The following is a 20,804-nucleotide window of genomic DNA, read 5'->3' on the forward strand; positions in this document are numbered from 1 at the left end:
CTTACAGAAAATAGCGTGCAAGCCTTGCGGCGGGCAGATTTTCATACCGCGGCATCAGGACAATGCCGCGCACGACAGGCTGACTTCGTTTAGAAAGAAGCAGGGTCGATGAGCGCGAAACTGCCCACATGTTTGTGACCCGCAAGCACCCCGCCGTCACGCGCCAGACCGCAGGTGATCATGCCAGCGGCCTTCGCTGCGTCGAGCTCTTCGACGATATCCGAGAGGAACAGAATGTCCTCGGCAGGACACTCGATTGCCTGCGCAATCGTCCGGTAGGACTGCGCTTCGCGCTTGGGGCCGGACGTCGTATCGAAGTAACCACTGAACAGACCGGACAGATCGCCCGCCTCGGAACAGCCGAAAATCAATTGCTGAGCCTGAATTGAGCCCGAGGAATAAACGTAAAGCCTGTAGCCCTGTTGATGCCAGTGTTTCAAGGCATCGACAGCATCCGGATAAACATGGCCCTTGAGCTGTCCGGCGTTATAGCCCTGCTCCCAGACCATGCCCTGCAACGCCTTGAGCGGCGTGGCCTTACGGTCTTCGGCAATCCATTCCAGCAGTATCGCAATAACCCGCTCGACATCGGCATCAGGCTCGCCGGCCTCGGTGCGTACTGCTTGCAGCTGCGACGCCACTGCCGGTTGTCCGGCGTTTTGCCGAACGAACCCGGGCAGGTGCTTTTTGGCAAACGGAAACAGCACGTCGAAAACGAAACTCACTGCGCTGGTGGTGCCTTCAATATCCGTGAGGATAGCTTTGATGGGCATCAGAATCGGGCTCCTGTCAGTCTTCCAGCCGTGGAAAACGGCCAGCAATGTCTTCACCGGTAAAATTCGCCACCCAGCCTTCCGGATTGTTGAACAGGCGGATGGCAACGAAATGCGGGTTTTCGCCCATATCGAACCAGTGCCGGGTGCCGGCCGGTACGGAAATCAGATCGTTCTTTTCACACAGCACGGCGTACACATAGTCGTCGATGTGCAATGTGAACAAGCCGCGTCCGGCGACGAAAAAGCGCACTTCGTCCTCACCATGCCGATGCTCTTCAAGAAATTTGGCGCGCAATTCGGCTTTCTGCGGGTGGTCACTGTTGAGGCTGATGACGTCTACGGTGACATAACCATGCTCGGTCATCAGCTTGTCGATCTGGGTACGATAGGCGCTGATCACTTCTTCCTGGCTGGCACCGGGGGTAATCGGCGCTGCCGCTTCCCAGCGGTCGAACGCCACGCCGTGCTCGGCCAGCGTCGAAGCAATATCTTCCAGATGGGTCAGCACCTTGTTGGGCGTGTCAGGGCTTGAAACGTGATAAACGGACAGGCTGCTCATGGCATGAATCCTCGGTTTGGGGCACCACCTTCCGGCTTTTACAGGCAGGTCAGGCTTACAGGCTGGTTTTAATACGACGTTTTCAACGGTTCAATACCGCGCGCATTTTAAGCTCGCATTCGAACAGAAACTCGAACGCTTCGATCTGGCGCAAGGCGTCGCTCATTTTCGCCCCCCAGGTGTAGAGACCGTGACCGCGGATCAGGTAGCCAGCGCACTCGGGATGAGCGTCCAGCCAAGGCTGCACTTTTGCGGCAAGACGGGCAATATCCTGATCGTTGTCGAAAATCGGCACCACGACCTGCGACTGATGAGTGACCACGCCATTAAAGGCCTTCTGCAGCTCGTAATCCTCGAACACCAGATGATCTGCGGCAGTCAGCCTGGACAGCACCGTCGCATTCACCGAGTGGGTGTGCAGCACGGCGCCGACCTGCGGCCTGCTGCTGTACAACTGGGTATGCAGCAAGGTTTCGGCAGACGGTTTTTTGCCGGGCTCCAGGCTGTTGCCTGCCATATCGGTAGCCAGCACATCGTCAGGACCCAACTGGCCCTTGTGCTTGCCGGATACGGTCAGCAGCGCCTCGGTGGCTGAAAGACGCGCGGAGTAATTGCTGCTGGTGGCAGGCGACCAGCCGCGGCCATACAGGAAGCGTCCGGCCTCGATTATTTCCACGCTAAGTTGTTCGCGGCTCATACACCTTCCTCTTTCTTGGGTGTGATAATCATGATGGCTGCGGCAAAGGCGACAAGGCTGGCAATGGCAAACGTCCAGGCTGGCCCCAGAGCGTTCCAGCTGTAACCGGAATACAGAGCACCCAACGCGCCACCCACGCCTGACAGTGCGGCATACAGCGCCTGCCCCTGTCCTTGCTGACGCGGGCCAAAGCTACTTTGCACGAAATGAATGGCAGCGGCGTGAAAGCTGCCGAACGTGGCGGCGTGCATCACCTGGGCAATCAGCAGCGCGGTCAGGTAATCGGCAAACAGCCCCAGCAGCAGCCAGCGCAATGCGGCCAGCAGAAAGCTGACGAACAGTACCTGGCGCACGGAGAAACGCTGCAGAATCCGGCTCATGACCATGAACATCAGCACTTCAGCCACCACGCCGACCGCCCATAGCAGGCCGATCAGGCCACGGCTGTAACCGAGCGCTTCGAGGTGCAGGGTCAAAAAGGTGTAATACGGCCCATGGCTGAGCACCATCAGCGCGACACTGAGGTAGAACGCCAAGACACCGGGACGCGCCAGCTGCCTGAGAAAGCCGCCCGACACGGTTTCACGGCTCGACGGCGAGGGATGCGCATTCGGCACCCACCAGCTGCTGACAACGATACCGGCCATGATCGCCAGCGCGATGTAAGGAAACAGATCCAGACTGAACCATTCGAACACCCGTCCCAGCACCACGACCGCCAGAATGAAACCGATCGAGCCCCACAGGCGGATCTGGCTGTAGCGCGAGGTCTGGCCTTGCAGGTGCGCGAGGGTGATGACTTCGAACTGCGGAAGGACGGCGTGCCAGAAGAATGCATAGAGCGCCATGACCATCGCCAGCCAGGCATAGCTTTTTTCGACCAGAATCAGCGAAAACGCCAACAACGTGCAGATGGCGCCAGAACGCACAATGGTCAGACGCCAACCGGTGTGATCACCCAGCCACCCCCAGAGATTGGGCGCAACGCAGCGCATCAGCATGGGGATGGCGATCAGTTCGCCTATGCGTGAGCTGGAAAAACCCAGGTGATGAAGATAGAGGGCCATGAACGGCGCAGACAGGCCGAGCAAGGCGAAATAGCACACGTAAAAGCCGGACAGCCGCCAGTAAGGAAGCTGTCCGCCGGATGTTTGCGTCACGCTAGCAGTCCGCGACCGTGACAGTGTGCATTACAACTGCCCCAGCACAGGCGTATTGACGCTGACATCGGCGTTCTGACCGCGATGACGCAGCAGATGATCGAGCAGCACGATGGCCATCATGGCCTCGGCAATCGGTGTGGCGCGAATGCCGACACACGGGTCGTGCCGACCTTTGGTGATGACGTCGGCCGCGTTGCCATCGGTATCGATCGAACGCCCCGGCGTGGTGATGCTGGAGGTTGGCTTGAGCGCCAGATGCGCAATGATCGGCTGGCCCGAGGAAATGCCGCCAAGAATGCCGCCCGCCTGATTGGACAGGAAACCCTGTGGGGTCATCTCGTCGCGGTGCTCGGTGCCGCGTTGTGCAACGCAGTCGAAACCGGCACCGATCTCCACGCCCTTGACCGCGTTGATGCTCATCAGCGCGTGGGCCAGTTCGGCGTCCAGACGATCAAAGATCGGCTCGCCAAGGCCGGGCATTACGCCTTCGGCCACCACCGTTATTTTCGCACCGACCGAGTCCTGATCACGACGCAACTGATCCATGTAGGCCTCCAGTTCCGGCACCTTGTCAGGGTCGGGGCAGAAAAACGCGTTGTCTTCTAACGAATCCCAGGTCTTGAACGGGATCTGGATCGGGCCCAACTGGCTCATGTAGCCGCGAATGACGATGCCCTGGGTTGCCAGGTATTTCTTGGCAATCGCCCCCGCTGCCACGCGCATGGCGGTTTCCCGCGCCGAACTGCGACCGCCGCCGCGGTAATCGCGGATACCGTACTTGTGGTGGTAGGTGTAATCGGCATGGGCTGGACGGAACAGGTCCTTGATGGCCGAGTAGTCCTTGGACTTCTGGTCAGTGTTGCGGATCAGCAGGCCTATGGAGGCACCGGTGGTTTTGCCCTCGAAGACGCCGGAGAGGATCTCGACCTCATCGGCCTCCTGACGCTGCGTGGTGTGGCGGCTGGTGCCTGGCTTGCGCCGGTCCAGATCGCGCTGCAGGTCTTGCAGGTCCAGCTCCAGCCCCGGCGGGCAGCCGTCGACGATAGCGACCAGCGCCGGGCCGTGGCTTTCGCCGGCGGTGGTGACAGTGAACAGCTTGCCGAAAGTGTTGCCGGACATGCGGGCGCTCCGAAAAATCAGCCAAAAAACCAGATCGTTAAACCAAGCGCGCCAGTATACGCAGGCTCGCGGTTCAGTTCATCCTCGAACCTTCTGTCACGCCGTGCGTCCAAGCGAGACTCTCCCTATGATGGCCTTGCGATGTTATCCGGTAATTCCCTGCTTCGAGTATCAAACGCGCTGCGTCTGCTGGCCCTGCCGATAACATTGACCCTGAGCCTTATCGCCGGAACAGCCAGTGCTGCGGCGCCCAGCGTGGTGCAGCGGCCGATCACGGTGGATACCGAAAACGGCAAACTGTACGGCACCCTGCTGATGCCCCGTTCGGACAAACCGGTCCCGGTGGTGCTGATCATCGCCGGTTCCGGCCCCACCGACCGCGACGGCAACAACCCAGAGGGTGGACGCAACGACAGCATGAAACGCCTGGCGGTGATTCTGGCCAAAAACAATATCGCCAGCGTGCGCTACGACAAACGCGGCGTCGCAGCCAGCAAGGCCGTCACGCCGGATGAACGCAATCTGAGCGTCGAGCGCTACGTGGCCGACGTTCAACTCTGGGCCAGAGCGCTCAAAGCCAACCCGCGCCTTGGCCAGCTGATCCTTCTGGGCCACAGCGAGGGTGCGCTGGTGGCGACGCTGGCGGCTGAAAAAGTGGGTGCAGCGGCGCTGATTTCCGTGGCCGGCACCGGACGGCCTGTCGATCAGGTGCTGCGCGAACAGTTTCAGGAGCGCTTGCCACCGGACCTGCTGCAACGCAGCAATCAGTTGCTCGATGAACTCAAGGCGGGCAAGACCGATGACAACGTGCCCGCCGAGCTGGAAGTGGTATTTCGCCCCAGTGTCCAGCCGTATCTGATCTCGCTGTTTCGCCAGGACCCCGCCGCAGCCTTCGCTGCAGTGCACATTCCGGCGCTGATCGTTCAGGGGCGCAACGACATTCAGGTAGGCGTGGGCGATGCCCTGCTGCTGCAAAAAGCCAGACCGGATGCCGAGCTGGCCCTGATCGACGGGATGAATCATGTGCTGCGTATCGTGCCCGACGATCTACAGCAGCAGTTGTTGTCCTACCGCAACCCGACCCAGCCGCTGGCCAGTGAAGTGACCAAGCGGATCCTGGCCTTCATCAAGGCCCTGCCCCACCCGGAAAAAAAATCTGACGCCAGATAATTGCAGGCCCTTCAGTCTTGGGATATCTGGCCGATAGCGGTTTGCTGGCTTCTTGTTCCGTTGCAAGTATTCCGGTGCAAGGCCCAGGAAAGGACACCATTATGACTGACGCGAATATCATGACTGAAACCACTGCAGCACCCGAAAGCGTAGAAGCCGAGGTTCAGGCACCGCCGCAGCCGTGGGAAGACGTTCTGCCCGAGAACTTTCAGATGTTGCGTCTGGCACCACAGCCTACCGACCGCGCCACCGGCGGACGGCCATTGCGTTTTGTGCAGTTTGGTCGTGCCGAGCGGCACAGCAAGGAATTGAGCCTGCTGCGCATCAATGTGCAGCTGCCAGGCCAACGGGTCCGCAAGGAGCAGAACAATCTGGATGTCTGGGCCGATCACGAAAAGCGTACTGTGCGCTTCGGTCCCGAATCAGGCTTGCAGATTGAGCCGTGGAACCGCGGCATCGGTCGTTTCATGATCGCCCATGCCGTGCATTGGGCGCAGAAAAGATGGTCATCCTACAAGATTGAAGGCGTAGCGCTGGCGAGCAAGGACGGCCTGAACGAAGACACACGCCTGCGTCGTGACCACTTTCTGCGCACCTTGGGTTTTGAAGTAGCGTACGCCGATGCCCAGCACATGAAAGGCACCATCAAGGACGTACACGTCGGCAACCTGCACAGCACCTGGAACAACGACAAGGTGCAGATCATCGAAATTCTCGAAGCCTCGCAAATGCTGGAAAAGGCCGAGAAGAACCTGATCGAACAGGAAGTGACCATTCGCCAGCACGAGGACCGGGTCGGCAAGTACAAGCGCGAGGACGCCGGTCTGCGCTTCACGATTGCCTGCCTGGTGACCTTCGCAGTGTTTCAGGCGGGACTGTTGATCTGGATCGCGACCCACCGATAAAAAAAGGAGCTGATCTCAGCTCCCCCTTCTCTCAGTCTTCCCTGTCAAACCTTCGACTGGAACAACGCCTGATGGTTGCGGCACTGTTCTGCAGTCAGCATGAACACCCCGTGACCACCGCGCTGGAAATCCAGCCAGACGAAATCGACTTCCGGGTACAGCGCCTGCACGTGTACCTGGCTGTTGCCTACTTCGACGATCAGCAAGCCTTTCTCGTTCAGGTGATCGGCTGCCTGCGCAAGCATACGGCGTACCAGGTTCAGACCATCGCTGCCACAGGCCAGCGCCAACTCCGGCTCGTGCTGATACTCGTCGGGCATGTCGGCAAAGTCTTCGGCGTCCACATAGGGCGGGTTGGACACGATCAGGTCGAAGCGCTGACCCGGCAAACCGTCGAACCCGTCGCCCTGCACTGTATAGACGCGGTCCTCCATGCCGTGACGCTCGATGTTCTGGTTAGCCACCTCAAGCGCGTCATAAGACAGGTCAGCCAGCGCCACTTCAGCTTGCGGAAACTCATCGGCACAGGCGATACCGATGCAACCGGAGCCGGTGCACAGGTCGAGAATCCGTGCCGGCTCGTCGGCCAGCCAGGGGGCGAAGCGCTCTTCGATCAGCTCGGCGATAGGCGAGCGCGGGATCAATACGCGGTCATCGACAATGAACGACATGCCACAGAACCACGCTTCGCCCAGCAGATATGGAGTTGGCACACGGTCATCGATGCGCCGCTTGATCAAGCGTTGCAGTTCGGATATTTCGTCGACTTCCAAGCGGCAATCGAGGTAGCTGTCGGCGATTTCCCAAGGCAGGTGCAGTGCGCCCAGCACCAACTGCCGCGCTTCATCCCAGGCATTGTCGGTGCCATGACCGAAAAATACGTCTTCCTCGTGAAAGCGGCTGACGGCCCACCGTATATGGTCGCGCACGGTACGCAAACGGGAAGTGATCATGGACAAACTCCTTGAAAAGGCGACGAGCTGCTGTAAGACGAGCCACGGTGAAAAGTCTGGTTCCGAACAATGCACATTCTTCGTACCCGATAGGCGTGGAAGTTTCCATGATTCGCGTACTGCCATCAAGGCAAACCGCCAGCCACCCTCACCCCCAACTGCCCTGCAGGCCATAAAAACCGTGGCCTGCGATGGTTGCCATTCCCAGAACGCCTCAGCCAGAGGACAATGTCACAAAAGCCCCACACCAAGGAGCCCGTGAATGTCCGATTTAAAGACCATGTTCCAACTCAGCGGCCGGGTGCATGCGCCCGCCAATTTGAGCAATGCGACGCTGATCATCATCGATGCCCAGAAAGAATACCTCAGCGGCCCACTGGCCCTGACCGGCGTCGACGAAGCCCTGGCCAATATCTGCCAATTGGTCGAGAAGGCACGTGCGGTCAAGTGCCCGATTGTTCATATTCGCCATCTGGGCACTGTGGGCGGCCTGTTCGACCCACAGGGCGAGCGCGGTCAACTGGTGCCGGAGCTGTTACCAAAAGACGACGAACATCTGGTCGAAAAACGCCTGCCCAACGCTTTCAATGGCACCGGCCTGCATGATCTTCTGCAAAAGCTGGGTCATCTGGACCTGATCGTCTGCGGCTTCATGAGCCACTCGAGCATCAGCACCACGGTTCGCGCTACCAAGGACTACGGTTATCGCTGCACACTGGTCGACGATGCCTGCGCAACCCGCGACTTGCCGAGCCCGCACGGCGTCGTCAGCGCACAAGTGGTGCACAGAACCGAGATGGCGATCATGGCCGACAACTTCGCCACACTGGCGCTGACCAAAGACCTGATCTGATCTGATCTGATCTGCGCCGGAACGAGTGGTTGTGTGGGCGTATTCACATAACCGCCCATCCCTTGCCAGCCCGTATCATCCCGGAGGCGGGAACCACCCCTTCTTCTCCGGGTCAGAGCGCCGATACTCCATTGAGCCGATACCTATTGAGGAAAAGGCATGAAAACGTCAGATGGTTTCGATGCACGTCGCCTGCGCCCCAGGGGTCAGGGCAACTGGGGCAAACGCATCGGCACGCTGATTGCGCTGCTTCTTGTGGCGTCAGGCGTGTTGCTGACCGTTGCCGGTGTATCCAGCCTGACCATTCACCCGCAGATGCTCGGCGAGCTGAATGCCAGCCCGGGAGGCGCCGCATTTGTCGCTGTCGGCGGGTTGCTGGTGCTGTACGTGGGCGTCTGGCTATGGCGCCGCTGCCGTCGTCAGCGCAGTGCCAGCGGCTTGAGTATCTCTGCGCACCTGATGAAAAAACACAACTGACCCTCGCGCATGAACGGTTAGAATGGCTTCCTTCGCGGAGGCCCCATGCAAGACGACGATTTTTCCCTGTTCAGAAGCGAAACGCGCGGCGTAAAGCCGCTCAAGCATGAACACGCCGATGTCGGCAAACCCAAGACCGATCGAAAAATGCTGGCCCGCCTGCGTCAGTCGGCGACCGTGCGCACCGATTCGGTGACCGTCGACGGTTTGTCGGATCAATTCGTAATCGATGTCGGTCCGGAAGATGTCCTGAGCTGGTCGCGCGACGGCGTGCAGGAAGGCCAGATGCGCAAGCTCAAACTCGGGCAGATAAGCTTCGAAGGCAGCCTGGACTTACACGGCATGAGCGTCGAAGTGGCGCGTGAGACGCTGTGGGAGTTTCTGGCTGAAGCGACCCGACTGGAAATACGCTGCGTACGTGTCACCCACGGCAAGGCGGTACGCCTGGACGGCAAGCGCCCCATGATCAAGAGCCACGTCAACACCTGGCTGCGTCAGCATTCGCAGGTACTGGGCTTTTGTTCATGCCTGGCCAAACATGGCGGTGCGGGTGCGGTGTACGTGATACTCAGACGCACCATGATGGAAGGACGCGACGAGTAATCCTCCTCGCGCCCCTCTTGCCGGACAGCAATATGCTGCCCGGCGTGTTACTTAGCGCGGACCAGGACCGCCGGGGCCACCAGGCCCACCAGGTCCGCCCCCTTCATGATGCCCACCGCCGCCGTGTCCGCCCGGACCAGGCCAAAACGGCCAGCAGCCGGAAACCGACGACAGTACGATGGCGAACAACGCTATTTTTGCTACTCGACTCAACATCCGGATTCACTCTCTCGACAGGCAATTGATTAATAACCTGCACATTCAGACAGCGCGGTGCCGGGGAAGTGGGTAGCGATCTGGTCGCCAACGTGTAAGCGCTACGATACAAAACGCATAACGCCCGGTTGATTTGCAGCGCTGCCGTGCACCCGCACTCTTGCGTAAGTTACTATGTGCGCCGTCGGCGACGGGCCTGCCCTCGCACCCATCGAAACCCACACGGAAACACACCCCTGTGACACTGGAACAGAATTACACCGCCATACTCGGGCAACTGGGCGAGGACGTCTCGCGCGAAGGTCTGCTGGACACCCCCAAGCGCGCCGCCAAGGCCATGCAGTACCTGTGTCGCGGTTACGCGCAAACGCTGGAAGAAGTCACCAACGGCGCGCTGTTCAGCTCCGATGCCAGTGAAATGGTCATGGTCAAGGACATCGAGCTGTACTCGCTGTGCGAGCATCATCTGCTGCCGTTCATTGGCAAGGCACATGTCGCCTACATTCCCAACGGCAAGGTGCTGGGCCTGTCGAAGGTGGCGCGGATCGTTGATATGTACGCCCGCCGCCTGCAGATCCAGGAAAACCTCAGCCGTCAGATCGCCGAGGCCATCCAGCAGGTTACCGGTGCACTGGGTGTGGCGGTAGTGATCGAAGCCAAGCACATGTGCATGATGATGCGCGGTGTCGAGAAGCAGAACTCGGCCATGATCACTTCGGTGATGCTCGGCGAATTCCGTGAAAACGCTGCCACTCGCAGTGAGTTTCTCAGCCTGATCAAGTGACCCGTTCAGCCCGCGTTCACGTGCCCTGGCGCACGCTGAACGTCCGGCCGATTTCCGCCACTGTCCGCAAGAGGTATGACCGTGTTCATGAAAGCGTTAAGAGTCGGCCTTGGCCAGCTCGTCATCGGTATCGACTTCCTGACCCGCCCGAGCAAGAAGAAGCGCGATCCGCAGGCACAGGCGGCTGTCGCTGAGGCGGCTCAAGACCTGACGCTGTACCAGTTCCACGCCTGCCCGTTCTGCGTGAAAACCCGTCGCACCCTGCACCGTCTCAATGTTCCTGTTGCTTTGCGCGATGCGAAGAACAACGAGCTTGACCGTCAGACGCTGCTAAACGAGGGCGGTAAAATCAAGGTGCCTTGCCTGCGAATCGAAGAAGGCGACAAAACCGTGTGGATGTACGAATCCAAAGTCATTATCGACTACCTGAACCAACGGTTCGGCGCGATCTGAACACTACATGCCCGAAGTGCCTCAACGCGGGCAAACTTCCTCGCGGCAGGCGACATAGGCTTGCAACTGCTTGAGGCGCACGCGGGTCTGGTCAGCCAGGCATTGCGACTGCAGCAACGGCCAGATGGAGCCTGAATCCTCGGGCTTGCCAGCCTGATACAGACAATCGGCGTCACGCAGGGCTATCCACTTCAGTTGTGCATCCTTGAACGCCTGCTTTTTGGCCGGCGTCTTCAGCCACGTCATCTGCGCCTTGTACTGCTTGTTGAGATCGGCATCGAGCGCCGCCAGCTCATTGGCTGCACATTGATTCATGCTGGCCTGATTGGCGTCACAATCCTGAGCCTGTGCCGAGCAGCCGATACCCAGCGCGATGAAAGCGGCCAGAAGTACTATTGAAACGCGCATAAATTTCCTTTTATTCAGCCAATGGGGGCATCAATCCAGCATACCGATATAACCGGGCTGCGCCTTGACCCGATCCAGCCAGCGCCGAATTCCGGTGTAAGGTGCCAGATCGAAACCGCCCTGATGAGCGACGTGGGTGTAGGCGTACAAGGCGATATCGGCGATGGAGAAATTCTCACCGACCAGAAACGGTGTGCGATCAAGCTGCTGCTCCATGACCGCCAGCGCTCGATAACCGGACTTCTGCATGGCGCGATACTCGGTCATGCGTTCAGCCGGCAAGCCCAGATAGAACTGGATGAAACGGGCAACCGCCACCGACGGCTCATGGCTGTACTGCTCGAAAAACTGCCATTGCAGTACCTGGGTGCGCAGCCGCGGTTCGCTCGGAAGATACCTGGAACCATCAGCCAGAAAATTGAGAATCGCATTGGACTCCCATAGACAGGTGCCGTCTTCCAGCTCCAGCACCGGGATCTTGCCGTTGGGGTTCTTTTCAAGAAAAGCCGGGGTCTGGGTTTCGCCATTGAGAATATCGACCGGTACCCACTCGTACTCGCAGCCCAACAGGTTAAGCATCAGCTTGACCTTGTAGCAGTTGCCCGAGTTGTAATCGCCATAAACCTTGTACATCGCCCTGCTCCCTCGATATGCCTGTATTGCCGGATCGAATCAGGCGGCTTTCAGATTCTGTGCCGCACGGACCACGGACGCCAGTCGTTTTATGCCTTCATTCAGACGCGCCGGGTCGATATGACTGAAATTGAGGCGCAGATGGCCGTGATTGGCGTCCGGGTCAGCAAAAAAAGGTTCGCCCGGCATGAACGCGACGTCCTGCGCCAACGCGGCATCGAGCAAGGTACGGGTGTCCAGCGGCTGTTTCAGGGTCAGCCAGAAGAACAATCCACCTTGCGGGCTGTTCCAGTCGGCCAGGTCTGAAAAATGCGTCTGCAAGGCATCCTCGAATGCATCCCGGCGACCGCGGTAGAACTCGCACAGCGTCAGCAGATGTTCACGATAGTGCTCAGTGCCAATCCACTGCAAGGCCTGCCATTGGCCGAGGCGATTGGTATGCAGATCGGCGGACTGCTTCAGGCGCAACAAGTGCGGAAACAGATCGGGACTGGCGATCAGATAACCCACACGCAGGCCGGGCAACAGCGTTTTGGAGACCGTGCCGGTGTAGATCCAGCTGGCTTTCTTCAGGCCGCTGACAATCGGCCTGGCACTGCCACCGTCAAAGCTCAACTCGCGGTACGGCTCATCCTCGATCAACGTGACGCCGAACTCGTCAAGCAACGCCGCAACTGCATCGCGGCTGGCCTGGCTATAGCGCACTGCCGAGGGGTTCTGGAAGGTCGGGATCAGGTAGGCGAAAGCGGGCCTGTGCTGCTCCAGGCGCTGACGCATGGCGACCAGGTCCGGGCCTTCGGCCTGCAGAGGCACGGTGATGCAGTCGGCACCAAATAGCTGAAATATCTGCAGCGCCGCCAGGTAGGTGGGTGCTTCAAGCAGAATCTCGGTGCCTTTGTCGATGTAGAGCTTGGCTGCCAGGTCCAGGGTCTGTTGAGAACCAGTGACCACCATGACCTGACTGGCATCGCAAGCAATACCCAGGGCGCGGGCGTCGGCAGCCAGCGCTTCGCGCAGCGCAGGTTCGCCCTCGCTCATGCCGTACTGGCCCAGAGAAACAGGCATGTCAGCCCACTCGACTTTGGGCAGCATCGACTCGGCAGGCAGGCCACCAGCGAACGACATCACTTGCGGACGCTGAGCGGCGGCGAGGATCTCGCGAATCAGAGAACTTTTCAGACGGGAAACGCGTTCGGAAAAAGCCATGGCATTTACCTGTAGCCGAGACGAAGGAAAATAAGTCAAACTTGTTGACTCAAATTACGACGCCCAGCCCGGATACGTCAACATGCTTGACTTAAAAAAACCTGCCAATCAACAAATGGCCATGGAGGCCTTCTTCTTCGGCTATCAGGCGTTCACCGCCAAGGCTGATGAAATGCTGGCCAAGCGCGGCTTCAGTCGCGTGCATCAGCGCATTGTATTTTTTATCGCTCGCTATCCCGAACTGAGCGTCAAGGAACTGCTCACGGTATTGGGCGTGAGCAAGCAGGCGCTCAATGCCCCGCTGCGCCAATTGATCGGCATGGACCTGGTGCACAGCACCGCCCCGGAAACCGACAAGCGTAAACGACTGCTCGGGCTCACCGATGAAGGCGCCCGTTTCGAGCAGGCGTTGCGGCGTGAACAGGTCAAGCTGCTGCAACGCGTGTTCGCCGAAGCGGGTCAGGAAGCGGTGGATGGCTGGATGACAGTCAACCTCGCGCTGGGCCAGACACTGCAATCCGGTGCGTGTCCAATCGGGACTGACGTCGAATAAATACCACTGGCGCAACTGTGCTGGCATTTACTCATATCGCTGTATCGTAAAGCCGAGCGGTCATGCGTTTAGGCTTGGCGTCCTTTGCTACCTGCCCGCTTCAAGGAACGCCCTGCATGAACGAAACCCTCAAGGCACCATTGCGCCCGCTGACCGACTCATCGCCGTCTGCGGTGGTTGCCGGCTTCATTGCCATGATGACTGGCTGCACCAGCTCACTGGTGCTGATGTTTCAGGCCGGACAGGCGGCCGGTCTGAGCAGCGTGCAGATTTCGTCCTGGCTGTGGGCGTTGTTCATGGGCATGGCGGTGTGCAGCATCGGCCTTTCGTTGCGCTACCGCATGCCGATTACCGTAGCGTGGTCCACACCCGGTGCCGCACTGCTGATCACCAGTCTGGGTGGTGTGGCATACCCGCAGGCGATTGGCGCGTTCATGACCAGCGCGCTGCTGGTTATTCTGTGCGGCGTAACGGGCAGCTTCGAACGTATCGTGCGGCGTTTGCCAGCCTCGCTGGCTGCGGCCTTGCTGGCGGGAATCCTGTTCAGGATCGGCAGTGAAATCTTCATCGCCGCCCAGCACCGCACCAGCCTGGTATTGGGCATGTTTTTCACGTATCTGGTGGTGAAGCGTCTTTCGCCACGCTACTCGGTGCTGCTCGCATTGCTGGTCGGCATCGGGATATCGGGCGCGCTGGGCTTGCTGAACTTCAGCGGCCTGGCGCTGCAAGTCGCCATGCCGGTCTGGACCACTCCCGAGTTTTCCTGGGCCGCGACGGTCAGCATCGGCATTCCACTGTTCGTGGTGGCTATGACCTCGCAGAACATGCCCGGTGTGGCAGTGTTGCGAGCCGACGGTTACTACCCGCCTACCTCACCGCTGATATCGGTAACAGGCTTTGCCTCTTTGCTTACCGCACCGTTCGGCTGCCACGGGATAAACCTGGCCGCCATCAGCGCCGCCATCTGTACCAGCCCTCATGCGCACGAAGACAAGTCCAAACGCTACACAGCGGCGATCTGGGCCGGGATTTTCTACGCAATCGCCGGGATCTTCGGCGCCACGCTGGCAGGTCTGTTCAGTGCGTTCCCCAAGGAACTGATGCTCTCGATTGCCGCACTGGCGCTGCTCGGCTCGATCACCAATGGCCTGACCGTGGCCATGGCCGAGCCCCGGGAACGCGAACCTGCCCTGATCACCTTCATGGTGACGGCCTCGGGGCTGACGCTGTTTTCCATAGGTTCGGCATTCTGGGGCATTGTTGCGGGCCTGCTGACCATGCTGATCCTCAATGCACGCAAGCCCGGATAAGCCTGCCTCAAGCGTACGGCAAAACAGCAATCAACTGCGGGCAGCGGCCGATACCAGCAAGGTTCCGGCATCTGCATCAAGTATTGCCTGCGTTCCGAGTGGCACGGCCTGATTGAGATCTCCATGCCCTACCGGCAAGCCGCCCAGCACCGGAATGCCCAGGCTGCCCAGCCGTTCCAGCAGCACATCGGCGGGGCTAATGGTGCCGCCGGTGTTAGCGGCCGGGGTGAACTCGCCCACCGCAACACCCGCCAGACGCGCAAGGATGCCGCAGTTACCCAGATGGGTCAGCATGCGATCAACCCGATAGGCCGGTTCGTTGACCTCTTCGATGAGCAAAATCGCACCGGTCATGTCGGGCATGAACGGCGTGCCCACCGAGGTATCGAGGATGCACAGATTGCCGCCCAGCAACAGGCCCTGCGCGCTGCCGCCGGTTCTGACCTTCGCCGTTGGTGAGCCAGGATCAGCCTTGAGCAATACCGGCTCGGTACTCATCAGCACGTGGTGCATGCCGCTGACGAACAGGCCATCGCGTTCCAGCTGCGAGGCGACCGGCCCATGAACAGTGACCAGACGCGCATGGTTCCACAGCGCACCATGTAGCGCGGTAATATCGGAAAAGCCGGTTACCAGCTTGGGGTCACGACGCACGGCGTCCATATTTACCTGCTGGACAATTCGCTGCACACCATAGCCGCCGCGGTTGCAGATGACCGCACGAATCTCCGGATCAGCCAGCGCGGCATTGAGGTCAGCAAGCCGCTCCTCGTCGGTCCCCGAATAGAATGAGTATTTACCCAGCGCATGCGGATAGACGCGCGGCCGCAGCCCCCACCCCTTGAGTACTTCGACCGCAGCGTCGATGTTGTCAGGGTCAACCGGCCCGGCAGGCGACACCAACGCCACGGCGTCGCCAGCGCGCAGAACCTGAGGGTAAAGCGTCGGTTTAGATATAGCTGGCATTACGGTCACCCAGACGTTTGTCGAGCGACGAATCTAGAGCACCGCCGCAACTGACTCAAGCCCTATCGGCCTTCAGCATGCGTCATCTGCAGATCCGTCTGAACGCCAAAGCCGCAACGGACTCCTATCAATCACATGGATCAAACAGCATTCGCTTGATGATCGCTTCTTGCCTGAGCAACGCGGCGAGCGTTTGAATCCATCTTTGAACCATTTTCTGGAGACCCTGCCATGACTGATCTTTCCAACCGCCAGTTCCTGCTCGCCAAGCGTCCGTCGGGCGATGTGCGCCGTGAAGACTTCACCTATCAAGAGGCTCCGGTCACCGCACTTGCCGAAGGCCAGATACTGGTCAGGAACAAATACCTGTCGCTGGACCCGGCGATGCGTGGCTGGATGAATGACGGAAAATCCTACATTCCGGCCGTAAAGCTGGGCGAAGTGATGCGCGCCCTGGGCGTGGGCGAAGTGCTTGAATCGAAAAACCCGAAATTTGCCGTAGGCGACCATCTGCAAGGCGCACTTGGCGTTCAGGATTACTTTGTGGGCGAGCCAAAAGGCTTTTACAAGGTCGATACCAGCCTTGCCCCGCTACCGCTTTATCTGTCTGCTCTGGGCATGACCGGCATGACTGCCTACCTGGCGCTGCTGGATGTCGGCCAGCCAAAAAGCGGTGACACCGTAGTGATCTCCGGCGCAGCGGGTGCTGTCGGCAGCGTCGCCGGGCAAATTGCCAAGCTCAAGGGCTGCCGGGTTGTCGGCATCGCAGGGGGCACAGAAAAATGCCGTCTGCTGACCGAGGAGCTGGGCTTCGATGCAGCCATCGACTATAAGTCTGAAGACGTTATGGATGGCTTGAAGCGCCATTGTCCGGATGGCGTGAACGTGTACTTCGACAACGTTGGCGGCGACATTCTGGACGCGGCGCTCAGCCAGTTGGCGGTCGGCGCGCGTGTAGTGATCTGCGGTGCCATCAGTCAGTACAACAACACCACGGCGATCAAAGGCCCGGCCAACTACATGTCACTGCTGGTCAACCGTGCACGCATGGAAGGCTTCATCGTACTCGACCACCCCGAGCGCTTCGCTGAAGCCGGTCAGGTAATGGCGGGCTGGATCAAGGAAGGCAAGCTCAAGAGCAAGGAGCATATCGTCGACGGTCTCGAGACTTTCCCGGAAACCTTCCAGATGCTGTTCAGCGGTGAGAACCAGGGCAAGCTGATCTTGAAAGTGGAATAAAACCCGTGGGCCGGACACCTCGTGCTTCGGCGTGGGGTGCCTTGCCTGACGCTGTGCGTCCTCGCGCTCAAGCCAGCTCGGCAACCACCGCAGCCAGGGCCTTTGCCGGGTCAGCTGCCTGGCTGATCGGGCGGCCGATGACGAGATAATCGGAGCCGGCGTCCAGGGCCTGGCGCGGAGTCAGGATGCGGCGCTGATCGTCCTGCGCACTGCCCGCCGGACGAATGCCGGGCGTCACCAGCTGCAACGACGGGTGAGCCGCTTTCAGGGCCTGCGCTTCCAGCGCCGAACAGACCAGACCGTCCATACCGGCCTTCTCGGCCAGCGCTGCAAGGCGCAGCACCTGCACCTGCGGATCAATGTCCAGGCCGATACCGGCAAGGTCTTCCCGCTCCATACTGGTCAGAACGGTCACGCCAATCAGCAGTGGCTGAGGACCGCTGCGCCGCTCCAGCACTTCGCGGCACGCCGTCATCATGCGTAGCCCGCCTGAGCAGTGCACGTTGACCATCCACACGCCCATCTCGGCAGCGGCCTTGACCGCCATCGCCGTGGTATTGGGGATATCGTGGAATTTGAGATCAAGAAACACCTCGAAGCCCTTGTTGCGCAGGGTCTCGACGATATCGGCCGCGCAACTGGTGAACAGCTCCTTGCCGACCTTGACCCTGCACAGCTTGGGATCGAGCTGATCAGCCAACCGCAAGGCGGCTTCACGGGTCGGAAAATCCAGGGCGACGATGACGGGAGTCTGGCAGGCGGACATGAGCGTGGTCTCAGGTAAGTCGAAATCGGCGCGCATTGTAGCCGAACCGGCGAGCAGACGGGACCCGTAGATCGGCATTTAGCCAGCCGCTGTCGTAAAAACTCATGATTCCCTGCACTCGCAGCGACCATTGCTTCGGCGGCCTGCACCAAACCTGCACAACCCGGTGAATCGGTTCACTGCAGCGTTCTGTAAACGACCCGTTTTGAAGCAACACGACAATGATCAGTGCACTGGCACGGCCTCTGCAACAGGATGTTTCAACGATTACCGAATCTCAGGGAGATGACCATGAGCACGCAACTCAAGCCAACGCTGGGCACGATTCATTTATGGGGGATCGCTGTCGGGCTGGTGATTTCCGGCGAATACTTCGGCTGGAGCTACGGCTGGGGCGTGGCGGGTACACTGGGCTTTTTGGTAACAGCCTTGATGGTTGCGACCATGTACACCTGCTTCATCTTCAGCTTTACCGAGCTCACTACGGCCATCCCGCACGCGGGCGGCCCGTTTGCCTATAGCCGCCGCGCCTTTGGCGAAAAAGGCGGTCTGATCGCCGGTATGGCCACCCTGATCGAATTCGTATTCGCGCCACCGGCCATTGCCATGGCAATCGGTGCGTACCTTAACGTGCAATACCCGGGGCTGGACCCCAAACATGCGGCTGTCGGCGCTTACATCGTGTTCATGGCGCTCAACATCGTCGGCGTAAAGCTGGCAGCAACCTTTGAGCTGGTCGTGTGCATTCTGGCCGTGGCCGAGCTGCTGGTGTTCATGGGGGTGGTCGCGCCCGCATTCAGTTTCAGCAACTTCGCCCTCAACGGCTGGGCCGGTTCCCAGACCTTCGGGCCGGAAGCGATTGCCGGCATGTTCGCCGCCATCCCCTTTGCGATCTGGTTCTTCCTGGCCATTGAAGGCGCTGCAATGGCCGCCGAAGAAGCCAAGGACCCGAAACGCACCATTCCGAAAGCTTACATCAGCGGCATTCTGACCCTGGTATTCCTCGCTATCGGCGTCATGCTGTTTGCCGGTGGCGTGGGTGACTGGCGCACTCTGGCCAACATCAACGACCCATTGCCACAAGCCATGAAAGCCGTGGTCGGTAACAGCTCCGGCTGGCTGCACATGCTGGTCTGGATCGGCCTGTTCGGTCTGGTCGCCAGCTTCCACGGCATCATCATGGGTTACTCGCGCCAGTTCTTCGCCCTCGCCCGCGCCGGTTACCTGCCTGCCTCGCTGGCCAAGTTGTCACGCTTTCAGACACCGCACCGGGCGATCATCGCAGGTGGCCTGATCGGCATCGCCGCCATCTACAGCGATGGCCTGATCAACCTGAGCGGCATGACACTCACCGCCGCAATGATCACCATGGCTGTATTCGGCGCTATCGTCATGTACATCATGAGCATGCTCAGCCTGTTCAAGCTGCGCAAGACCGAGCCTGATCTTGAGCGCAGCTTCCGCGCGCCAGGTTACCCGGTGGTGCCCGGTATTGCGCTGGCTCTGGCAGTCGTGTGCCTGGTGGCAATGGCCTGGTTCAACATGCTGATCGGCCTGATTTTCCTCGGGCTGATGGCCATCGGTTTTATCTACTTCAGCCTGACTGCCAAATCGCGCGCCGATGCACCGACCGACGCGATGCTGACCGGGCAATAATTCAGAGACTTTCCGGGGTTGCGTGCAAAGGGTTTTGCACGCAACCCGGTCAAGGCGCATACACTTGAACCATTGAGCAGCCTCGCTGCTCAAACCGGTATCACAACAAGGAGAGCGCTATGCCCTGGTATGCCTGGTTAATTCTGCTCGTAGCCATCGGCTCGATCGTCGGCGGTCTTATGATGCTGCGCGATACAGCCAAGAAACTGCCCCTCACCGAAGAACAACTCAAGCGCGTCCATGAGCGCAACGCCGAAATGGACGCCAAGGAAGCCAAGGACCGTTAAATAAGTCCGGGTGGCAGGCTGAAAACCTGCCCCTGCCTATTTCCCGATCTCTGCGCTGACCGAAAGCACCTTGATATGAAGCGGCTGAAAGATCGTCTCCAACTCGCCGTCCGCGCGCAACTTCTCCAGCAGCGCTTTGAAGTGTGGAACATCAATGTTGCCATTGGGGCGCAACAACGCGTATTGACGGTAGATCTGATCAACGCGTTCGGAGACCATTAACTGCGCCGCTTCATCTTTGTTACGTGCCATAAAATCAATCAGATAAGAACGGGTAACAGGTGCGATATCCGCCCGATTGCGCACCACCATCAATAGATTACTGTCGTGAGAATAGGTGGAGGTCACATTGAAGTGCTCACTCAAGTACTTCTGATCGGTATTGAAGTTGGCAAATCCATAATGGTAACCACTGAACAACGCCAGACGTTTGTCAGACAGATCATCGAAGTAATTCTGATCACGCCCTTCGACCCGCCTTGCTACATAGACCTCGGCATCTTCAAGGCCCAGATCGACGGTTTCGTGCGCAATATCCTTCCAGCCCCAGTCAGGGTTCTCAAAGATCGCAACATCGAAACGCCCTTCCGCGAAGTCACGAAAACGCCGGGGCACGGAGGTGGGGATCATCACAAACTCGTAATCGTCCTGCTCAGCATTCAGGGCATCGATCAGCTTTGGCAACAGACCGGCGTCTTCGCCTTTTTCAGGGCGGACCATATACGGAGGGAAATGCACGGCGGCCACCCGCACGACCTGCGCGGCATAGACGTGGGACGTTGCCATGAACGGCACAAAGAGCAGAAGGCCTGTGGCGAACGTCCGCGCGACGCCATCAATTAATACTGCAAATTTTTTCATAAAACACGACATCAATCAAAGCCCTCCACGCTATGCGGTTTCCATGATTTAAACAACTGTCAAATCAACGGCGTCAGCATCGCTCACAGTGGTTACTATTGTGCACCGCTGCGATGAACTCGCGTGAGGCACCAATGCAATTAGCAGCGGTCACTGTAAGGGCAGTTATAAAAACGATATTGTCGGCGCAG

Annotated in this window: 24 protein-coding genes; 12 read left to right on the forward strand and 12 right to left on the reverse strand. The window is 59.2% G+C overall.

The features are described from left to right. Positions 1 to 89: 89 nt before the first annotated feature. The 5 genes from mtnC to aroC all read right to left on the reverse strand — a co-directional run bounded on the left by mtnC (position 90) and on the right by aroC (position 4,314). Positions 90 to 773: an acireductone synthase gene (mtnC, locus tag RYB09_RS03010; RefSeq protein ID WP_058401999.1), complete on the reverse strand. Its 684-nt coding sequence runs from the start codon at positions 771 to 773 to the stop codon at positions 90 to 92. A gap of 16 nt (positions 774 to 789) precedes the next feature. Next, a complete protein-coding gene (locus RYB09_RS03015; protein WP_054076416.1) occupies positions 790 to 1,335 on the reverse strand; it encodes a 1,2-dihydroxy-3-keto-5-methylthiopentene dioxygenase in 546 nt (181 codons plus the stop codon). An 82-nt stretch (positions 1,336 to 1,417) separates the two neighbouring features. Continuing rightward, positions 1,418 to 2,032: a methylthioribulose 1-phosphate dehydratase gene (locus RYB09_RS03020; RefSeq protein ID WP_058401998.1), complete on the reverse strand. Its 615-nt coding sequence runs from the start codon at positions 2,030 to 2,032 to the stop codon at positions 1,418 to 1,420. After that, positions 2,029 to 3,192, reverse strand: coding sequence for an MFS transporter (locus RYB09_RS03025; RefSeq protein WP_011168228.1), 1,164 nt, complete (start codon positions 3,190 to 3,192; stop codon positions 2,029 to 2,031). Before RYB09_RS03025 ends, RYB09_RS03020 begins: the two co-directional genes overlap by 4 nt. Positions 3,193 to 3,222: 30 nt before the next feature. After that, positions 3,223 to 4,314 (reverse strand): chorismate synthase, encoded by a 1,092-nt coding sequence (gene aroC, locus RYB09_RS03030; protein ID WP_230018095.1) that lies wholly within the window; start codon positions 4,312 to 4,314, stop codon positions 3,223 to 3,225. 141 nt (positions 4,315 to 4,455) lie between these two features. Between aroC and RYB09_RS03035 the strand changes: the two genes are divergently transcribed. Both RYB09_RS03035 and RYB09_RS03040 read left to right on the forward strand, forming a co-directional pair. Next, the gene (locus tag RYB09_RS03035; RefSeq protein WP_058409746.1) at positions 4,456 to 5,484 is read left to right on the forward strand and encodes an alpha/beta hydrolase; all 1,029 of its coding nucleotides are present in this window, start codon (positions 4,456 to 4,458) and stop codon (positions 5,482 to 5,484) included. 101 nt (positions 5,485 to 5,585) lie between these two features. Further along, entirely contained in the window at positions 5,586 to 6,389 is an 804-nt protein-coding gene (locus RYB09_RS03040; RefSeq protein ID WP_004665837.1) for a hypothetical protein, read from the forward strand. A 44-nt stretch (positions 6,390 to 6,433) separates the two neighbouring features. On the opposite strand, the gene prmB is transcribed toward RYB09_RS03040, so the two are convergent. Further along, positions 6,434 to 7,342 carry a 50S ribosomal protein L3 N(5)-glutamine methyltransferase gene (gene prmB / locus RYB09_RS03045; protein WP_316887440.1) on the reverse strand — a complete coding sequence of 303 codons (909 nt, stop codon included), beginning with the start codon at positions 7,340 to 7,342 and terminating at the stop codon, positions 6,434 to 6,436. A gap of 262 nt (positions 7,343 to 7,604) precedes the next feature. On the opposite strand from prmB, the gene RYB09_RS03050 reads away from it, so the two are divergent. The 5 genes from RYB09_RS03050 to RYB09_RS03070 all read left to right on the forward strand — a co-directional run bounded on the left by RYB09_RS03050 (position 7,605) and on the right by RYB09_RS03070 (position 10,728). Continuing rightward, the gene (locus tag RYB09_RS03050; protein ID WP_002552839.1) at positions 7,605 to 8,195 is read left to right on the forward strand and encodes a cysteine hydrolase family protein; all 591 of its coding nucleotides are present in this window, start codon (positions 7,605 to 7,607) and stop codon (positions 8,193 to 8,195) included. A gap of 159 nt (positions 8,196 to 8,354) precedes the next feature. Beyond that, entirely contained in the window at positions 8,355 to 8,672 is a 318-nt protein-coding gene (locus tag RYB09_RS03055) for a hypothetical protein (protein WP_058401994.1), read from the forward strand. 45 nt (positions 8,673 to 8,717) lie between these two features. Beyond that, on the forward strand, positions 8,718 to 9,275 hold the full coding sequence (locus RYB09_RS03060; RefSeq protein ID WP_002552837.1) for a Smr/MutS family protein: 558 nt from the start codon (positions 8,718 to 8,720) through the stop codon (positions 9,273 to 9,275). A 454-nt stretch (positions 9,276 to 9,729) separates the two neighbouring features. Further along, entirely contained in the window at positions 9,730 to 10,275 is a 546-nt protein-coding gene (folE, locus tag RYB09_RS03065) for a GTP cyclohydrolase I FolE (protein ID WP_002552836.1), read from the forward strand. Between the two features lie 75 nt (positions 10,276 to 10,350). Beyond that, entirely contained in the window at positions 10,351 to 10,728 is a 378-nt protein-coding gene (locus tag RYB09_RS03070) for a glutathione S-transferase N-terminal domain-containing protein (RefSeq protein ID WP_080395079.1), read from the forward strand. A 21-nt stretch (positions 10,729 to 10,749) separates the two neighbouring features. On the opposite strand, the gene RYB09_RS03075 is transcribed toward RYB09_RS03070, so the two are convergent. From RYB09_RS03075 to RYB09_RS03085, 3 genes are read right to left on the reverse strand one after another with little or no spacing between them, the layout of a single operon-like run. Next, positions 10,750 to 11,136 carry a lysozyme inhibitor LprI family protein gene (locus RYB09_RS03075; RefSeq protein WP_122280323.1) on the reverse strand — a complete coding sequence of 129 codons (387 nt, stop codon included), beginning with the start codon at positions 11,134 to 11,136 and terminating at the stop codon, positions 10,750 to 10,752. Positions 11,137 to 11,166: 30 nt separating this feature from the next. Beyond that, positions 11,167 to 11,769: a glutathione S-transferase family protein gene (locus tag RYB09_RS03080; RefSeq protein WP_122280324.1), complete on the reverse strand. Its 603-nt coding sequence runs from the start codon at positions 11,767 to 11,769 to the stop codon at positions 11,167 to 11,169. Between the two features lie 39 nt (positions 11,770 to 11,808). Continuing rightward, positions 11,809 to 12,975, reverse strand: a complete 1,167-nt coding sequence (locus tag RYB09_RS03085) for a PLP-dependent aminotransferase family protein (protein ID WP_316887444.1) — start codon at positions 12,973 to 12,975, stop codon at positions 11,809 to 11,811. Between the two features lie 82 nt (positions 12,976 to 13,057). On the opposite strand from RYB09_RS03085, the gene RYB09_RS03090 reads away from it, so the two are divergent. Beyond that, positions 13,058 to 13,528 carry a MarR family transcriptional regulator gene (locus RYB09_RS03090; RefSeq protein ID WP_004658431.1) on the forward strand — a complete coding sequence of 157 codons (471 nt, stop codon included), beginning with the start codon at positions 13,058 to 13,060 and terminating at the stop codon, positions 13,526 to 13,528. 116 nt (positions 13,529 to 13,644) lie between these two features. Next, complete coding sequence (locus RYB09_RS03095; protein WP_058401990.1) at positions 13,645 to 14,838, forward strand: benzoate/H(+) symporter BenE family transporter; 1,194 nt, start codon at positions 13,645 to 13,647, stop codon at positions 14,836 to 14,838. A gap of 30 nt (positions 14,839 to 14,868) precedes the next feature. Here the strand turns inward: RYB09_RS03095 and RYB09_RS03100 are convergent, their stop codons facing one another. Continuing rightward, a complete protein-coding gene (locus RYB09_RS03100) occupies positions 14,869 to 15,804 on the reverse strand; it encodes an LD-carboxypeptidase (protein WP_316887446.1) in 936 nt (311 codons plus the stop codon). Between the two features lie 231 nt (positions 15,805 to 16,035). Here RYB09_RS03100 and RYB09_RS03105 point away from each other — a divergent pair, with 231 nt between their 5' ends. Continuing rightward, entirely contained in the window at positions 16,036 to 17,043 is a 1,008-nt protein-coding gene (locus RYB09_RS03105; RefSeq protein WP_058401988.1) for an NADP-dependent oxidoreductase, read from the forward strand. A 67-nt stretch (positions 17,044 to 17,110) separates the two neighbouring features. On the opposite strand, the gene pyrF is transcribed toward RYB09_RS03105, so the two are convergent. Beyond that, positions 17,111 to 17,809, reverse strand: coding sequence for an orotidine-5'-phosphate decarboxylase (gene pyrF, locus RYB09_RS03110; RefSeq protein ID WP_058402064.1), 699 nt, complete (start codon positions 17,807 to 17,809; stop codon positions 17,111 to 17,113). Positions 17,810 to 18,100: 291 nt separating this feature from the next. Here pyrF and eat point away from each other — a divergent pair, with 291 nt between their 5' ends. Both eat and RYB09_RS03120 read left to right on the forward strand, forming a co-directional pair. After that, entirely contained in the window at positions 18,101 to 19,465 is a 1,365-nt protein-coding gene (eat, locus tag RYB09_RS03115) for an ethanolamine permease (RefSeq protein ID WP_058409767.1), read from the forward strand. Between the two features lie 119 nt (positions 19,466 to 19,584). Then, positions 19,585 to 19,752 carry a DUF2897 family protein gene (locus RYB09_RS03120; protein ID WP_002552826.1) on the forward strand — a complete coding sequence of 56 codons (168 nt, stop codon included), beginning with the start codon at positions 19,585 to 19,587 and terminating at the stop codon, positions 19,750 to 19,752. A 36-nt stretch (positions 19,753 to 19,788) separates the two neighbouring features. Here the strand turns inward: RYB09_RS03120 and RYB09_RS03125 are convergent, their stop codons facing one another. After that, positions 19,789 to 20,625, reverse strand: a complete 837-nt coding sequence (locus tag RYB09_RS03125) for a substrate-binding periplasmic protein (RefSeq protein ID WP_080396353.1) — start codon at positions 20,623 to 20,625, stop codon at positions 19,789 to 19,791. Positions 20,626 to 20,804: the final 179 nt, after the last annotated feature.

The organism is Pseudomonas syringae group sp. J254-4, from assembly GCF_032586855.1.
Classification (GTDB): domain Bacteria; phylum Pseudomonadota; class Gammaproteobacteria; order Pseudomonadales; family Pseudomonadaceae; genus Aquipseudomonas; species Aquipseudomonas amygdali.

What these genes read in the sequence shown, in the direction of transcription:
- mtnC (WP_058401999.1), bottom strand. Translation starts at nt 773, where the DNA reads ATGCCCATCAAAGCTATCCTCACGGATATTGAAGGCACCACCAGCGCA.
- RYB09_RS03015 (WP_054076416.1), bottom strand. Translation starts at nt 1,335, where the DNA reads ATGAGCAGCCTGTCCGTTTATCACGTTTCAAGCCCTGACACGCCCAAC.
- RYB09_RS03020 (WP_058401998.1), bottom strand. Translation starts at nt 2,032, where the DNA reads ATGAGCCGCGAACAACTTAGCGTGGAAATAATCGAGGCCGGACGCTTC.
- aroC (WP_230018095.1), bottom strand. Translation starts at nt 4,314, where the DNA reads ATGTCCGGCAACACTTTCGGCAAGCTGTTCACTGTCACCACCGCCGGC.
- RYB09_RS03035 (WP_058409746.1), top strand. Translation starts at nt 4,456, where the DNA reads ATGTTATCCGGTAATTCCCTGCTTCGAGTATCAAACGCGCTGCGTCTG.
- RYB09_RS03040 (WP_004665837.1), top strand. Translation starts at nt 5,586, where the DNA reads ATGACTGACGCGAATATCATGACTGAAACCACTGCAGCACCCGAAAGC.
- prmB (WP_316887440.1), bottom strand. Translation starts at nt 7,342, where the DNA reads ATGATCACTTCCCGTTTGCGTACCGTGCGCGACCATATACGGTGGGCC.
- RYB09_RS03050 (WP_002552839.1), top strand. Translation starts at nt 7,605, where the DNA reads ATGTCCGATTTAAAGACCATGTTCCAACTCAGCGGCCGGGTGCATGCG.
- RYB09_RS03055 (WP_058401994.1), top strand. Translation starts at nt 8,355, where the DNA reads ATGAAAACGTCAGATGGTTTCGATGCACGTCGCCTGCGCCCCAGGGGT.
- RYB09_RS03060 (WP_002552837.1), top strand. Translation starts at nt 8,718, where the DNA reads ATGCAAGACGACGATTTTTCCCTGTTCAGAAGCGAAACGCGCGGCGTA.
- RYB09_RS03070 (WP_080395079.1), top strand. Translation starts at nt 10,351, where the DNA reads ATGACCGTGTTCATGAAAGCGTTAAGAGTCGGCCTTGGCCAGCTCGTC.
- RYB09_RS03075 (WP_122280323.1), bottom strand. Translation starts at nt 11,136, where the DNA reads ATGCGCGTTTCAATAGTACTTCTGGCCGCTTTCATCGCGCTGGGTATC.
- RYB09_RS03080 (WP_122280324.1), bottom strand. Translation starts at nt 11,769, where the DNA reads ATGTACAAGGTTTATGGCGATTACAACTCGGGCAACTGCTACAAGGTC.
- RYB09_RS03085 (WP_316887444.1), bottom strand. Translation starts at nt 12,975, where the DNA reads ATGGCTTTTTCCGAACGCGTTTCCCGTCTGAAAAGTTCTCTGATTCGC.
- RYB09_RS03090 (WP_004658431.1), top strand. Translation starts at nt 13,058, where the DNA reads ATGCTTGACTTAAAAAAACCTGCCAATCAACAAATGGCCATGGAGGCC.
- RYB09_RS03095 (WP_058401990.1), top strand. Translation starts at nt 13,645, where the DNA reads ATGAACGAAACCCTCAAGGCACCATTGCGCCCGCTGACCGACTCATCG.
- RYB09_RS03100 (WP_316887446.1), bottom strand. Translation starts at nt 15,804, where the DNA reads ATGCCAGCTATATCTAAACCGACGCTTTACCCTCAGGTTCTGCGCGCT.
- RYB09_RS03105 (WP_058401988.1), top strand. Translation starts at nt 16,036, where the DNA reads ATGACTGATCTTTCCAACCGCCAGTTCCTGCTCGCCAAGCGTCCGTCG.
- pyrF (WP_058402064.1), bottom strand. Translation starts at nt 17,809, where the DNA reads ATGTCCGCCTGCCAGACTCCCGTCATCGTCGCCCTGGATTTTCCGACC.
- eat (WP_058409767.1), top strand. Translation starts at nt 18,101, where the DNA reads ATGAGCACGCAACTCAAGCCAACGCTGGGCACGATTCATTTATGGGGG.
- RYB09_RS03120 (WP_002552826.1), top strand. Translation starts at nt 19,585, where the DNA reads ATGCCCTGGTATGCCTGGTTAATTCTGCTCGTAGCCATCGGCTCGATC.
- RYB09_RS03125 (WP_080396353.1), bottom strand. Translation starts at nt 20,625, where the DNA reads ATGTCGTGTTTTATGAAAAAATTTGCAGTATTAATTGATGGCGTCGCG.